Genomic DNA, 14,973 nt, shown 5'->3' on the forward strand with positions numbered 1-14,973 from the left:
CGCGCTGTTTGTGAAAACAGCGCGGCTTTTTTACTATCGGTTAAAGCCTTACTGCACTTCCACCGCCAGACTCTCACTGATCTTCTTCTGCCAGATAGCAGGCCCAGTGATATGCACCGACTCACCCTTGCTATCAACGGCAACGGTGACCGGCATGTCTTTCACGTCGAACTCGTAGATCGCTTCCATGCCCAGTTCGGCGAAAGCCACTACGCGGGATTTCTTGATCGCTTGCGCCACCAGGTAAGCCGCGCCGCCAACCGCCATCAGGTAAACGGCCTTGTGGTCCTTGATCGCGTCGATCGCGGTCGGGCCGCGTTCGGATTTGCCGATCATGCCCAGCAGGCCGGTTTGCTCGAGGATCTGACGGGTGAACTTGTCCATCCGCGTGGCGGTGGTCGGACCGGCAGGGCCCACCACTTCTTCGCGCACCGGATCAACCGGGCCAACGTAGTAGATGAAGCGACCCTTGAGGTCTACCGGCAGGGTTTCGCCCTTGTTCAGCATCTCGACCATGCGCTTGTGCGCGGCGTCGCGACCGGTGAGCATCTTGCCGTTGAGCAGGACGGTTTCGCCCGGCTTCCAGCTCTGCACGTCTTCCGGGGTCAGGGTGTCGAGGTTGACGCGACGGGCCGACGGGCCGGCTTCCCAGACGATTTCCGGGTAAGCGTCCAGCGGTGGCGCTTCCAGGGTCGCCGGGCCGGAGCCATCCAATACGAAGTGCGCGTGACGGGTGGCGGCGCAGTTCGGGATCATGCACACCGGCAACGAAGCGGCGTGGGTCGGGTAATCCATGATCTTCACGTCGAGCACGGTGGTCAGGCCACCCAGGCCCTGGGCGCCGATGCCCAGTTGGTTGACCTTCTCGAACAGCTCCAGGCGCATCTCTTCGATACGGTTGGACGGGCCGCGCTTTTTCAGCTCATGAATGTCGATGGATTCCATCAACACTTCCTTGGCCATGACAGCGGCTTTCTCGGCGGTGCCGCCGATGCCGATGCCCAGCATGCCCGGTGGGCACCAGCCGGCGCCCATTTCCGGAACGGTCTTCAGCACCCAGTCGACGATCGAGTCGGACGGGTTGAGCATGGCCATTTTCGACTTGTTCTCGGAACCGCCGCCCTTGGCCGCCACGTCCACTTCCACGGTGTTACCCGGAACGATGGAGTAGTGGATAACGGCCGGGGTGTTGTCCTTGGTGTTTTTGCGAGCGCCCGCCGGGTCGGCGAGGATCGAGGCACGCAGGACGTTTTCCGGCAGGTTGTAAGCCCGGCGCACGCCTTCGTTGATCATGTCGTCCAGGCCCATGGTGGCGCCATCCCAACGCACGTCCATGCCCACGCGCACGAACACGGTGACGATGCCGGTGTCCTGGCAGATCGGGCGGTGGCCGGTGGCGCACATGCGCGAGTTGATCAGGATTTGCGCCATCGAGTCACGAGCCGCTGGCGATTCTTCGCGCAGGTAGGCTTCGTGCATCGCCTGGATGAAGTCAACGGGGTGGTAATAGGAAATGAATTGCAGGGCGTCGGCAACGCTCTGAATCAGGTCGTCTTGCTTGATCACGGTCATGAGTCGCGCTCCTCTAAAAGACGGGAACATTCAATAAGGTGCTTGCAGCTTGGGTGCATCGGTCGGTTGCAAGCACCTTTCAAGGCACGCCGGGCATGCTGGCGCGACGCTAAAAAGGCGCGGCAGTATAACGCGCCTCGGTGCCCGGTACACGCGTCGACAGTCAATCGTTGGTCGTACAGATTCACAGGCACTCCCCGCAGCAAGCCGGCTCCTACACGATGGTGAGGTTTATGCACAAATCCTGGGAGGGTCTAAAGTCATGACCTTGACGCTAGTTTTCCGGCCTGAAAATTGAATGGTCATTTGTCAGACACGCCACTAAAGTGGCATTCGGTCTGTAGAGTAGGACACTCGGTCAGCCTCCTTTCGCACGGTGAGTCAACGATTGACCCATAACGCCATCCAGCGCCTTTTGCTCAAACGTTTTGCCCTCGCAGCCGGCACCTACGCCCTGGCCCTGCTGCTGCTGTGGCTGGCGTTTTTCACCGGCCATTACGATGAACCCCTGGCCAATGTCGCCGTTGGCAGCGCGCTGGTGGTCATCAGCCAGGCGACGTTGTTCGCGGTGTTCTACAGCGGCTGGAACCTGCGGTTTTCCGACCCCAGCCTGACCGAAGCGCAAGTGTTGCTAGGACTGGGCTGGCAAACCTGGCTGATCGCCCATCTGGATGAGGCACGCGGTGCGTTTCTGGTGTTCTACGTGCTGATTCTGCTGTTCGGGCTGTTTCATTTGTCACGCCGGGCCTTTGTACGGTGCGCGCTGTTGGTGTTTTTCAGTTTCAGCGCGATCACGCTGTGGGAGGGCTACCACTTCCAGCTGGCCGACCCGGCGCTGGCCGCGTTGCAGGTGTGCGTGCTGTTTATCGTACTGGTCTGGCTGGAGCTTTACGCCCGCTACGTACAGGCCTCGCGCCAGCGGATGCGGCAACGCCGCTTTGCGTTGCAGGCGCATCAGGACACCCTGCGTGGAATGATGCGCCAGCTCGAAGACCTGGTGGCCACCGACGAGTTGACCGGGCTGTTCAACCGTCGGCATTTCCTGCGCCTGGCCTCCCGCGAACTCAACGCCATGGAAATCGGTGTCGTGCATGGCCTGGCGCTGATCGACCTCGACCATTTCAAACGCATCAACGATGTACACGGCCACGCTGCCGGCGATCAGGTGTTGCAAGCGTTCGCCGGTGTGGCCAGCGCCTGCTTGCGTGAAGGGGATGTGCTGGCCCGTTATGGCGGCGAAGAGTTCGTGGTGCTGCTGCCCGATTGCGGCCCTGAACGTCTGACGTCCTGTTGCGAGCGGTTGCGGATTGCCTTCACCGACGTCGAGTTGATCGGCCTGAAAGTGGGCAACCTCAGCCTGTCGGCGGGCATGACTCTGCTGGAATTGGGCGATGATCTCGACGACGCCTTGCAGCGTGCCGATCAGGCGCTGTATCGCGCCAAGCGCGACGGCCGCAATCGTTGCGCGGCGGCGTGGGAGAACGTCGATGCCTGAATTGCGGGTCGGCGATCGTCAATGGTCGGTAGCGCCTGGCAGCAACCTGCTGGATGCGTTGAATCAAAACGGTGTGTCCGTGCCCTACAGTTGTCGCGCCGGCAGTTGCCATGCGTGTCTGGTGCAATGTACGCAAGGATTGCCGAGCGACAGCCGGCCCGATGCGCTCAGCGCAGAGCAGCGTCAGCAAGGCTGGCGCCTGGCGTGCCAGTGCCAGGTGGTCGAGGATTTGCAGGTGCATGCCTTCGACCCGCAACAGGACGGCCGTCCGGCCGAGGTCGCCGCCGTCGATTGGTTGAGCAGCAGCGTTTTGCGACTGCGCCTGACGCCACAACGCCCGTTGCGCTACAGCGCCGGTCAGCATCTGGTGTTATGGGCCGGCAACGTAGCGCGGCCTTATTCCCTGGCCAGCCTGCCGGAAGAAGACCGCTTTCTGGAGTTCCATCTCGACTGTCGCCAACCCGGCGAATTCAGTGATGCTGCGCGTCAGTTGAAAATCGGCGATCCGCTGCGACTCGGCGAATTGCGCGGCGGGGCCTTGCATTACGATCCGGACTGGCACACCCGGCCACTGTGGCTGATGGCCGCTGGCACCGGACTGGGCCCGTTGTTCGGCGTCTTGCGTGAAGCCCTGCGGCAGGATCACCAAGGCGCCATCCGCGTGATTCACCTCGCCCATGACGCCGATGAGCATTATCTGGCCAAACCCTTGCAAGCCATGGCCGCCAGCCGCCCGAACCTCAGTGTCGAACTGTGGACACCGACCGAGTTGCCTGCGGCTTTGGCGCAACTGCGGCTTGTTTCGCGACAAACCCAGGCCTTAATCTGCGGATCCCCCGACAGCGTCGATGCCTTTGCCCGGCGCCTGTACCTGGCGGGACTGCCGCGCAATCAACTGCTGGCCGACGTCTTCCTGCCTCGCGGTTGAGCGCTGATTTTTCAGACGCGAGACCTTCCATGACCGATGCCATCCAGATTGAACGCGAACGCGGCCTGCTGACCCTGCGCCTGAACCGCCCCGACAAGAAAAACGCCCTGACCCGTGCGATGTATAGCCATCTGGCCGAAGCGCTGAAGCAGGCTGACACCGACCCCGAAATCAACGCGGTGCTGATCACCGGTTCCGCCGAGTGCTTCACCGCCGGCAACGATATCGCCGACTTCCTGCAGCAACCACCGAGCAACCTGGATAGCCCGGTGTTCCAGTTCATGCTCACGCTGCTGGAATGCCGAAAACCGGTGATCGCTGCCGTCGCGGGTGCGGCGGTGGGCATCGGCACGACGCTGCTGCTGCATTGCGATCTGGTGTATGTCAGCCGTGATGCGCGCTTGCGCATGCCCTTCGTCAACCTCGGCTTATGCCCGGAGTTCGGCTCCAGCCTGCTTTTGCCTCGATTGCTCGGGCATGCCAAAGCGGCGGAACTGTTGCTGCTCGGTGAAGGTTTCAGCGGTGAGCAAGCGGCCGAGTGGGGCATCGCAACCGAAGCGCTGGGCAGTGGCGAAGCCGCATTGGCCAAGGCGCGGGAGATGGCGCGGCGTTTCGAATCGCTGCCACCGGAAGCGGTGCGTATCAGCAAACAATTGATGAAAGCCCCGGACCGCGAGCAATTGCGCAAGGTGATAGAAGAAGAGAGCGCATTGTTCACCCAACGGCTGCGTTCGCCGGAAGCGGTTGCGGCGTTGTCGGGGTTTATCAACCGGCATTGAGATATCGCTGGCCGGACGGGCCCCTTCGCGGGCAAGCCCGCTCCCACAGGGATTGGAGGTGACCACAAATTTAGAGTTTCACTCAGGAACCTGTGGGAGCGGGCTTGCCCGCGAAGGCGGTCGTCCAGACAGCCTGTCTTCCAGATCAAAAAAGGCCCTGCCGTTCACACGGCGGGGCCTTTGCGTTTCAGCGGCTTCGGGGCAACCCGTTCATCGCTGCTGTCAACCTTGACAGTAGCGCCTACGCGCCAGTGAGGGTAATGAGAGGGAAGTTGTTTTCGGGCTGCTATCTTCGCTATGCCACGGCCACCAATGGATTGAAATGTCGATGCTCAATACCTTGCAAATCTCACTGGACGCATTCACTCCAAAAGTGACATCGGTAGATCCTCGTGGATTGGCAGTCAGAATGATCGACTACCACCGTGCGCAGGCAGGGTCGCCAGCAGAGTCCAGAATCACTCGTCAGAAGCATGACTGGCATGGACGCTTAAGCGCTTCCATCGATCCGAGACTCGGGCGTCAAGCAGAGTCGGATCCAGCAGTGAAGGAAAATCTCTGCGGCCATTTCAGCTTGTCCGCTGCGACGGTTTTTTCTGACAGTGTGGACTCGGGTTGGCGTTTGATGCTGTTCGATGAAACCGGGGAATCAACATGCTTCTGGGACAGTCGCGGACATTTTCGCCAGCAAACACACGACGCATTGAACAGGCTTGTCGCTGTGACAGAGAGCATGCCGGATCAACCTTCGGCAGTGGTCGAGCGATTGAGTTACGGCCAGGCCGATGCCGAGTCGGTCAGTCGAAATCAATGCGGTCGACTCATTCGACATGACGACACCGTCGGTAGTGAAACGACTTCAGACTTCGGGCTACTGGGCGCACCACTTGTGCAGACGCGACGCTTCACCCATTCCCTGCTCTCCGCGGACTGGCCGTTGGATGAATTAGAGCGAGAGACCTTGCTTGAACAGCAGCCCTTCACAACACGCTGGGAATTAAGTGCGCTGGGCGAAACGCTTCGACAGATCGACTCCCGCCAAAACATCCAGCGCAATATCTATGACCTGGCCGGAAATCTGAAACAAGCGCATCTACAGATCAAAGATTCTGTCGAAAAGCTTGTCGTCGAATCCTTTGAATACAACGTGGATAACCGGATTGTGCGCGAAGTCGCTGGCAATGGTGTCATAACCACTCGCGTGTACGATGATCGTGACGGGCGGCTTGCTCATCTGCATAGCGCAGCAAACGCTCAACGGCCCTTGCAAAGTCTGCGTTATGCCTACGATCCGGTGGGCAATGTGGTGGAGGTCAATGACGAGGCCGCAGCAACTGTTTACTTTCGCAATCAGCAAGTTGATCACCGTTGTACCTATGGTTATGACTCGCTCTTTCAACTGATCTGGAGTACGGGGTTCGAGGCACTCGATACCCAGGACTCCGCTCAGGTCGCCAACTTCCGTGAAGACTATGAATTTGACGAGGCCGGCAATTTGCGCAGGCTGGTTCATGTCGGCGGCAATCAGTACACGCGGAAAATGGTCACCGCGATTCACAGCAATCGCAGCCTTCCGGTTCACGATGACGAGGTGCCCGGCGAGCCCGAAATTGCCGCTGGTTTTGACCCTAACGGTAACAGCCGAGCCTTATTGCGCGGACAGGCGCTGGAGTGGGATGGCAGGAATCAGCTGCGGCGTGTGACGCCGGTGTTCAGGCCCGACGAAGAAGACGATAGCGAAGTGTATGGCTATGACAGCAAAGGACAGCGTCTGCGTAAATCCACTACCCGTTTAGGCAAAGTCGGAAACGTAATTCGAGAAGTTCGTTATTTGCCGGGTGTCGAACTAAACACTGATTCAAACACTGGCAAAGCGTACCAGGTGGTCAGGTTTATGGCAGGTCTGACCAGAATCAGCGTCATGCGCTGGGAATCAGAACCACCCTCCGGGATGGAGCCAGAGCATTGGAGTTACAGCCTGTCGGACCACCAGGGATCCAGCACCTTTGTATTGACTCAGGCGGCGCAGGTGCTGAGTCAGGAATGTTATCTACCTTATGGCGGAACGGCCTGGAGGGCAGATAACGGACGTCCCGAGGCCAGTTACAAGACCATTCGTTATTCAGGTAAGGAGCGCGATGCAAGCGGGCTTTATTTTTATGGATTGCGTTATTACGCAGACTGGTTGCAACGTTGGATAAATCCGGATCCTGCGGGTGCTGTCGATGGGCTGAATTTTTACCGTTTTGTGAGGAATAACCCGGTCACTCTTACGGATACCGATGGCTTGGCTCCCGTCACCCTGTTGTATGGTTTTGAACACGCAAGGACCCGGGTATTGCCCAACCTCGCAGCAGCGTTCCCACAGCAGAGTTTTGTACGGATAGATGAAATTAATGATGCCTTGCAAATAAATATGGACAACGCCTCTCAGGATTTCGAAGGGTTCAATGAAATGATCCGGGAGGGCGTCGAGGTTGAGGATGACAACGTTGATTACTTTCTACAGGCCACCCCGAGCTACAAGGGGGCGCGGGGCGATGCCAAAGGGTTGTTGCAAGGCTGGTCCGACTATTTGAAAACGCATTCCGCAGCGTTTGATATCACCCGCAAACTTCAAACCTACGAAAACAGTAGCGTAAAAGATGTCTCCCAATTCTGGAAAAAGAACCTTCGTCAGTCACTGTCTGAGCAGGAGGCGCAAGGCTTCACTGCGACACTGCGAAGCGATCCCGGGACATTGTTTTCTCAGCGGGACACCAGTTCTATCGCGGCAGGAGATGCACTCATAAACTGGCAATTCAGGAAGTTTTCAAAGCTCGCACTGGACTGGATGACCAGCACTCCAGACTTTGGTGAAGAGGCCGGGGTGGTGTTTCTTGATGTCGTTGCACGGTCCCCTCATTTTGTTTTTCAGGAGTTTCCTGAAAGCGTGTTTACGGCCAAGAGCTACAAAGAGGCAGGAGCGGAACTCGGCAAATCCTACAACCCAATAACGCATTCGGAGCGTCGCCATCTACAACGCAATACGCAGTTGGCCGACTCAAATTATGCCAAACGTGTCCGGCTCATTAACCTTGATCAAATCAGGAGCATGGTAAATAGCTGATACACAATACTTTGCAGATGTAAAAAAGCCCCGCCATTCACATGGCAGGGCTTTCTTTTTTCAGCAACCGGTCACTCAGACCTGCGGATCGCCAACGTGCAGGATTTTCATCCCGTTGGTGCCGCCGGTGGTGTGGTAGCTGTCGCCCTTGGTCAGGATGACCCAGTCGCCTTTCTCCACGACGCCGCGCTTGACCAGCTCGTCGATCGCCTTCTGGCTGACTTCGTGTGGCTCAAGCGAAGCCGGGTCGAACGGAATGGTGTACACGCCACGGAACATCGCTGCGCGCGCCTGGGTTTCGCGGTGCGGCGAATACGCATAGATAGGCACCGAAGAACGGATGCGCGACATGATCAGCGGGGTGTAACCGCTTTCGGTCAAGGCGATGATCGCTTTCACGCCCGGGAAGTGGTTGGCGGTGTACATGGTCGCCAGCGCAATGCTCTCGTCGCAGCGGGTGAATTCCTTGCCGATGCGGTGGCTGGAGGTCTTGCCGGTCGGGTGCTTTTCAGCGCCGACGCAGATGCGCGCCATCGCTTGCACGGCTTCCAGCGGATACAGGCCGGCGGCGGATTCGGCGGACAGCATCACGGCGTCGGTGTAGTCGAGCACGGCGTTGGCCACGTCGGACACTTCGGCGCGGGTCGGCATCGGGTTCTGGATCATCGACTCCATCATCTGGGTCGCCACGATCACAGCCTTGTTGTGGCGGCGTGCGTGCAGAATGATCTTCTTCTGAATGCCCACCAGCTCGGCGTCGCCGATTTCAACGCCCAGGTCGCCACGGGCAACCATCACGGCGTCGGAAGCCTGGATCAGACCGTCGAGGGTTTCGTCGTCGGCCACGGCTTCGGCGCGTTCGATCTTCGCCACCAGCCAGGCAGTACCGCCGGCCTCGTCACGCAGTTGACGGGCGTAGTTCATGTCGGCCGCATCACGCGGGAAGGACACGGCCAGGTAGTCGACCTGCATTTCTGCGGCGAGCTTGATGTCGGCCTTGTCTTTCTCGGTCAGGGCTGGCGCAGTCAGGCCACCGCCGCGACGGTTGATGCCTTTGTGGTCCGACAGCGGGCCGCCGATGGTCACGGTGCAGTTCAGTTCGGTCGCGGTGGCGGTGTCGACGCGCATTACCACACGGCCGTCGTCGAGCAGCAGTTCGTCGCCGACGCCGCAGTCCTTGACCAGGTCCGGGTAGTCGATGCCGACCACTTGCTGGTTGCCTTCGGTCAGAGGATGGCTGGTGGAGAAGGTGAATTGATCACCGATCTTCAGCTCGATCTTCTTGTCGGCGAATTTGGCGATACGGATTTTCGGGCCTTGCAGGTCACCCAGCAGGGCAACGAAGCGGCCGTGCTTGGCCGCGAGGTCACGCACCAGCTTCGCGCGAGCCTTGTGCTCGTCGGGGGTGCCGTGGGAGAAGTTCAGGCGGGCGACGTCCAGGCCAGCCAGAATCAGCTGTTCGAGAACTTCCGGCGAGTTACTGGCCGGGCCAAGGGTAGCGACGATTTTGGTACGACGGACGGACATGCATAGACTCCTGAGTTCAAGCGCTGAGTGAGGCTACTATGGTCTCCGGTTGTAGTCATTGTTCGTTTGCACTACTTATTCGTTTGTTTCTTTAAACGAACATTCCTGAAGATTTTGCACCACGGGTCGATACAGAGCTCAAGACAGGAGAACCCCCATGCGATTCGTGCTCATAGCCATCCTTGCCCTCAGTGTTGTGGGCTGCACCCGTTTTTCGATGAACCATCATTTGAATAATGCCTACAAGGCTTATGACCGTGGCAATTGCGAGCAAGTGACGCTTGAGCTGTCCAAAGTCGAGCGCGCCAGCCGCGCGCGGTCTTATGTGTGGCCGGAAGTGTCGATGCTGCGCGGGTTGTGTCTGGAGCGGCAGAAACTGTTTGTCGATGCGGCGCAGACCTACCAGTTCATCATCGCCTCCTACCCGCAAAGCGAGTACGCCTACCGCGCACGCGCCCGGTTGGAGACCTTGCAGTCGCTGGGTCATTACCCGCTGCGCAGCACCGCCGCCGTGGTTCGCCCGACCCGGTTCTGATTGCATTCGACGGCTGGCTCGCTGGCGGTGGTGAGCTATAGTCGAATAAGCCGGTTTAGAGCCTTGCTGTTAAGCCGACGTAACACCTGTGATCGGCAGAATCAAGCGACAGCGGCTCCATGGACTGTCGCACCGGGATCGGGGAGAGCGCGCCCATTGCCTAAAGTCTTGTTTGATAAAGGCAGGCCCGTTCCGAAGCATTAGTGCGGCCCTGCTTAAGGGCCTTGCTGGGCGTATTGCGCATGTTCACCGACCGCCGGATCGAGCGGCATCAACTGCCGTATTTTCTGAGAGTATTCAACAGCGTCACTGATAAACCGATCGGCTTCCTGGGCAATGTCTCTGAAGACGGGTTGATGCTCATCAGTCAGTTGCCAATCATGATCGGCGCCGATTTCGATTTGCGCCTGAAAATCCCCATGGCCGAAGGCTGCCAGCAGGTGATCGACCTCAACGCCTGCTGCCTGTGGTGCCATGAAGACGCAACCCCCCACCATTACGACGCCGGGTTCAGCCTGCAACGGGCACCGCCGGAATATGGGCAATTGGTGGCGGCGCTGAAGCAGTACTTCAGTTTTCAGCCGTTGCCTGCGTCTGCCTAAAACACCCCGGCCTTCTTCCATTGCAGGTACCGCGTCACCAGCGCGGCGCCCAGTTCATGAGTACTTGCATCCAACATCGGCACGCCATGGGCATTCAGTCGTTCGTGAAGTTCGGCCCGCGCGTTCAGGTAGTCCATCGTCCCGCAATAAACCAATGCTTCGTTCAAGGTTTGCACCGGTGCCTGACGCAGATGGTCGAGCACATCTTCCCTGAGGCTCGCCACCAGCACCCGATGCTGCTTGCCCAGGCGTTTGACTGCCGTGAGTAATTCCTCATCATCTTCATCCCGCAAATTGGTCACCAACACCACCAGTGCCCGACGTTTCTGCCGGCCCAGCAGTTGAGTGACGGCGGCTGAATAGTCGGCGCTGTGTTGGGTGCTATGAAGGTCGTAAACCGCATTGAGCAAGACGTTGAGTTGGCCGGCACCTTTTACCGGGGCGAGGTAGCGAGGCTGTTCGCTGGCAAACGTGCTGAGCCCCACCGCGTCGCCCTGACGCAACGCCACGTAACTGAGCAGCAGGCATGCATTGAGCGCGTGATTGAAATGCGCCAGTTCACCATCCTGGCTGCGCATGCGTCGACCGCAGTCGAGCATGAAAATGATCTGCTGGTCGCGTTCGTCCTGGTACTCCCGGGCAATCGGTGTGCGCTGGCGGGCGGTGGCTTTCCAGTCGATCTGGCGCAGGCTGTCGCCTTCGCGAAATTCCCGTAGCTGGTGAAACTCCAGGCCCAGGCCGCGTCGTTGTCGCTGGCGCACGCCGAGCTGGCTGAGCCAGTTGTCCACGGCCAACAGTTGACCGCCGTAGAGGCGGGCGAAGTCGGGGTACACGCGGGTGTGGTCGGACACGTTTGGCAGGCGTTTGTCGGACCATAGACCCATGGGGCTCGGCAGGTTGATTTCGCAGTGTTCGAAGGTGAAGTGGCCGCGCTTGAGTGGACGCAGGCGATAGCCGACCTGGCTGTGCCGGCCGGGTTGAAGTTCGAGCGACAGGGGCAGGTTTTCGAAGCTCAGGCCGTCGGGTACGTGGTCGAACATCCGGATAGTCAGTGGCTGGAGAAAGTCGTGTTCAACCTCCAGTCGCACTTCACTCCAACGGCCGAGCGCGAGGCTGCCGGGCATTTGTCTGGTTATCCGGGGTGAGGGCAGGCGTTTAAGGCGTACGCCATCGATTATTGCCAGAGCCAGTAGCGCCAGCAGCAACCCCCAGTTGATCGACAACAGCGTTGAAGGAACGGCGATCTCCAGCGCCCGCAGTGTGCCGAGTACGATGCCAATGGCCAGCAGCGCGGCGAGCCAGATCAGCAGCAGGCGTGAGGGTTTCATGATTTGGCACCGTGCGGGCAGGTCAAAAGATCGCAGCCTTCGGCAGCTCCTACGTCGAATGCGTGCCCCTGCAGGAACTGCCGAAGGCTGCGATCTTTTCCCCTGGCGACGATGTTCACAAACGCGGCGCCGGTACTTGATCGAGCAATTGCTGCAGCACGTGATCGACCTCCAGCCCTTCGATATCCAGCTCCGGCGCGATGCGTACACGGTGGCGCAACACCGCCAGCGCGCAGCCCTTGATGTCATCCGGAATCACGAATTCGCCGCCGCGCAACAAGGCTCGCGCCCGAGCGCAGCGCACCAGCGCAATGGAAGCCCGAGGCCCTGCGCCGAGGGTCAGGCCGGGCCAGCTACGGGTGGTGCGCGCCAGGCGTACGGCGTAATCGAGGACCTGGTCGTCCAGCGGCAGGTCGCTGGCGATGCGTTGCAATGCCAGCACGTCCTTGGCTTGCAACACGGTGCGCAGCGGTTGTACGTCGAGCATGTCGGCCCGGGTCGAGCGGCTGACCTGGCGCACCATGTCCAACTCCTGATCGATGTCGGGGTAGTCCATGCGCACCTTGAGCATGAAGCGGTCCAGCTCGGCTTCTGGCAGTGGATACGTACCTTCCTGCTCGATGGGGTTCTGCGTGGCGAGCACCATGAACGGCTGCGCGATGGGCAGGGCCCGGCCTTCGAGGGTGACTTGGCGTTCCTGCATGGCTTCAAGCAACGCCGCCTGGGTTTTCGCAGGGGCGCGGTTGATTTCGTCGGCGAGCAGCAAGTGGGTGAACAACGGACCTTTGCGCAGTTTGAATTGCTCTGTCTGCAGGTCGTACACCGCGTGCCCGGTGACATCGCTGGGCATCAGGTCCGGGGTGAACTGGATACGCGCGAATTCGCCGCCGAAGCAGCGGGCGAGTGCACGCACCAACAAGGTTTTGCCCAGCCCCGGCACACCTTCGAGCAGCACGTGGCCGCCGGCAATCAGCGCGGTGAGTACATCGTCGATCACTGTGTTCTGGCCGATGACGGCTTTTTGCAATTCAGTTCTGACGGCCTGGGCCAATTGGCTGGCGCGCTGGCGTTGCTGCGCGGCGTGGCTCGGTGCGCCGGGCTCGATCTGTTCACTCACGCGTTCCGGAGCCTTGCTAACTGTTATATGTGTTTTATCTTCCATAAATCAAGCGCTTACCTAATCTAACTTTTTTCGGGATTTTTACTTACGGAACGAGTGAGCTGCTGCCAATCTGCAAATTGCAAATCCATGGCTATCTCCTCATTTTTATTGCTCGTCAGAAGCAGAGGTTACGCCGCGATGGCCGACCGCTGTTTGGAGGTAATACCTCCAAAAGGCCATGTTTGTCCGTTCGTGTTTGTATGTCCAGATTCATCGCGTGACGTGCTCTGGTACTTCAGCAATGGCGTCGAATAAAGATTATCCCAACCAATCGTAATGCATTTTGCGGTTTTTGCGCTTGATGTAGGCGTTCTAGCGTGACCGTGCGGCATGAGTTAATGACCCCTGAGTCTGTAGACTATTAACGTTCGCTACCGGCCGGGATTCTGCCGGTGTTGACTGCGTGCAATGGGGTGGAAAGGGACGCTATTTACGCTGGTCTGGGTGAGGCGGCGGTCGGGATGAAGTGATGGACGAATGCAGCCCATTGCAACAGGCAGCGATCTAGCCCGAAGCGGAGGCTCACCTCCTCATGAAAGTTTCCGATCGATCTTGAATCTCGACGCGCGTCGTTTGTGCTTTCGCTGTAGGCGCTGAAAGTCATGAGGAAGATGTCCAAGCCGAACCGCCTCATTTTTCGCTTTTTATCGCTGCTCGGAGGTCTATCTCTTCCTCTTGGCGAAACCCGTCGTCACAAAGGATAAGTTTGGAAAGGCTAAACCAACAGACGGCGCAATCATCAATTGCAACCCAGTTTGTATGTTCAGGATGAGAGTCAAGCCAGCTGGATGCTTCGGCTTCTCGTCCTCCCGGCTGCAGGGAATCTTCCAGAATTGGAGTTGAGTCAATGATTCGATCTTGCAGATCTGAGGGGAACAGGGACTTTAGTTCATCCAAGGTGCGATTTACGCGCCAAGTGCTGCTGATTACCACGTACGTGTGCGGGTAATCACGCAGAACTGACGATAACCTGGGGAGGTACGCAAATGGCGCAGATTCCTTCGCAGGCCGGTCTTTTCGGGGGAAAAGAGGATGCAGAACGCCATCGATATCTAAAAAAATTATCAATCCATCTCTCCTGAGAGATATGAGATGGTCATCCTCCGAGCAAAAAATACAACGAATGCCATGTCTAATTCCATTCAGTACGCTAAGCGTAATGACCACTTTGAGAGTGCTGCACGAGAAGCTGTTTGGAAATTTGGCTTTAGCGAATTCTTCTTAGGTGTTGGTTTCGACAGTCACCGACCTACTCTCGGAGGTCGTAGATTGTCCGGTAATCCAAAGCCAACACGAGATACTTACCTTCATCGCGCTGATGCATCACAGAATCAAAAAACCAACCCCTCTGCTACCTGGACCAGCATTTCTTCTACGCGACGGGTGCCCTGTATTGTGGAGAGCATTGCAATAGGGCTTTTGTCCGAAAAACGGAATTTTGATTTGGTAAGCCAGTTTTCGGCCTTCTCGCTGTCTCCGAAAAGCACTCCTGCCATGGCCGTAATATGTGCAACACGAAATAGTCGATCACTTTCGTCTACTGTTAGTCGCTGACTAAGCATCAGCCTAGTTTTGAGGGTTTTGAGCGGAATGATCAGGTCACGCGCTTCAATGCTTATGATTCCATTGTCGCAAAGCTTATCGACAATGCTGGCTGGGAAGCCAGCCTCGATCAGATCGTGGATATCCTGATCTGAAGCGCGGATTGGAATATGAAGAATCACTTCCAACCGGAGCCGATAGGTGCGGTAAGCATCTTCACGAAAAATATCTGTAAACATGGGGGACGCCTATTATGATTCGTCTCTTTTATTTAGTATTAGCAATTTTTACACATTTTGACGATGGGCAAATTTATTCACACTAGTTCTTCAGTCCTCACTGTCGAGACTTACAAATCTTTGTGGTCTCGGAATGGGAGAGTCGCCACGTAACG

The 14,973-nt window shown here is 58.1% G+C and carries 12 protein-coding genes; 6 read left to right on the forward strand and 6 right to left on the reverse strand.

Annotated elements, in window-relative coordinates; translation table 11 throughout:
- Window positions 1-48: 48 nt before the first annotated feature.
- Window positions 49-1,572: a fumarate hydratase gene (locus FBY04_RS15005; RefSeq protein ID WP_084318891.1), complete on the reverse strand. Its 1,524-nt coding sequence runs from the start codon at window positions 1,570-1,572 to the stop codon at window positions 49-51.
- Window positions 1,573-1,960: 388 nt separating this feature from the next.
- Between FBY04_RS15005 and FBY04_RS15010 the strand changes: the two genes are divergently transcribed.
- From FBY04_RS15010 to FBY04_RS15030, 4 genes are all read left to right on the forward strand, one after another.
- Window positions 1,961-3,067, forward strand: a complete 1,107-nt coding sequence (locus FBY04_RS15010; RefSeq protein WP_084318893.1) for a GGDEF domain-containing protein — start codon at window positions 1,961-1,963, stop codon at window positions 3,065-3,067.
- Window positions 3,060-3,995 carry an iron-sulfur-binding ferredoxin reductase gene (locus FBY04_RS15015; RefSeq protein ID WP_145315689.1) on the forward strand — a complete coding sequence of 312 codons (936 nt, stop codon included), beginning with the start codon at window positions 3,060-3,062 and terminating at the stop codon, window positions 3,993-3,995. Before FBY04_RS15010 ends, FBY04_RS15015 begins: the two co-directional genes overlap by 8 nt.
- Before the next feature lie 29 nt (window positions 3,996-4,024).
- The gene (locus FBY04_RS15020) at window positions 4,025-4,774 is read left to right on the forward strand and encodes an enoyl-CoA hydratase-related protein (protein ID WP_145315690.1); all 750 of its coding nucleotides are present in this window, start codon (window positions 4,025-4,027) and stop codon (window positions 4,772-4,774) included.
- Window positions 4,775-5,096: 322 nt separating this feature from the next.
- Complete coding sequence (locus FBY04_RS15030; RefSeq protein WP_145315691.1) at window positions 5,097-7,883, forward strand: RHS repeat-associated core domain-containing protein; 2,787 nt, start codon at window positions 5,097-5,099, stop codon at window positions 7,881-7,883.
- Window positions 7,884-7,958: 75 nt separating this feature from the next.
- Here FBY04_RS15030 and pyk read toward each other — a convergent pair whose 3' ends face one another.
- On the reverse strand, window positions 7,959-9,410 hold the full coding sequence (gene pyk / locus FBY04_RS15035; protein ID WP_084318901.1) for a pyruvate kinase: 1,452 nt from the start codon (window positions 9,408-9,410) through the stop codon (window positions 7,959-7,961).
- A 157-nt stretch (window positions 9,411-9,567) separates the two neighbouring features.
- Between pyk and FBY04_RS15040 the strand changes: the two genes are divergently transcribed.
- Together FBY04_RS15040 and FBY04_RS15045 are read left to right on the forward strand one after the other, a co-directional pair.
- A complete protein-coding gene (locus FBY04_RS15040; protein WP_084318903.1) occupies window positions 9,568-9,945 on the forward strand; it encodes a hypothetical protein in 378 nt (125 codons plus the stop codon).
- Between the two features lie 242 nt (window positions 9,946-10,187).
- Window positions 10,188-10,547 carry a PilZ domain-containing protein gene (locus FBY04_RS15045; RefSeq protein ID WP_145315692.1) on the forward strand — a complete coding sequence of 120 codons (360 nt, stop codon included), beginning with the start codon at window positions 10,188-10,190 and terminating at the stop codon, window positions 10,545-10,547.
- Here FBY04_RS15045 and FBY04_RS15050 read toward each other — a convergent pair.
- The 4 genes from FBY04_RS15050 to FBY04_RS15060 all read right to left on the reverse strand — a co-directional run bounded on the left by FBY04_RS15050 (window position 10,544) and on the right by FBY04_RS15060 (window position 14,818).
- Entirely contained in the window at window positions 10,544-11,875 is a 1,332-nt protein-coding gene (locus FBY04_RS15050) for a DUF58 domain-containing protein (RefSeq protein ID WP_145315693.1), read from the reverse strand. The genes FBY04_RS15045 and FBY04_RS15050 overlap by 4 nt on opposite strands.
- A 115-nt stretch (window positions 11,876-11,990) precedes the next feature.
- Entirely contained in the window at window positions 11,991-12,992 is a 1,002-nt protein-coding gene (locus FBY04_RS15055) for a MoxR family ATPase (protein ID WP_084318916.1), read from the reverse strand.
- 675 nt (window positions 12,993-13,667) lie between these two features.
- The gene (locus FBY04_RS33220) at window positions 13,668-14,204 is read right to left on the reverse strand and encodes an HAD domain-containing protein (protein WP_371927817.1); all 537 of its coding nucleotides are present in this window, start codon (window positions 14,202-14,204) and stop codon (window positions 13,668-13,670) included.
- Between the two features lie 164 nt (window positions 14,205-14,368).
- Complete coding sequence (locus FBY04_RS15060; protein ID WP_145315694.1) at window positions 14,369-14,818, reverse strand: antitoxin Xre/MbcA/ParS toxin-binding domain-containing protein; 450 nt, start codon at window positions 14,816-14,818, stop codon at window positions 14,369-14,371.
- Window positions 14,819-14,973: the final 155 nt, after the last annotated feature.

Source organism: Pseudomonas sp. SJZ080 (assembly GCF_007828295.1).
GTDB classification, from domain to species: Bacteria; Pseudomonadota; Gammaproteobacteria; order Pseudomonadales; family Pseudomonadaceae; genus Aquipseudomonas; species Aquipseudomonas migulae_A.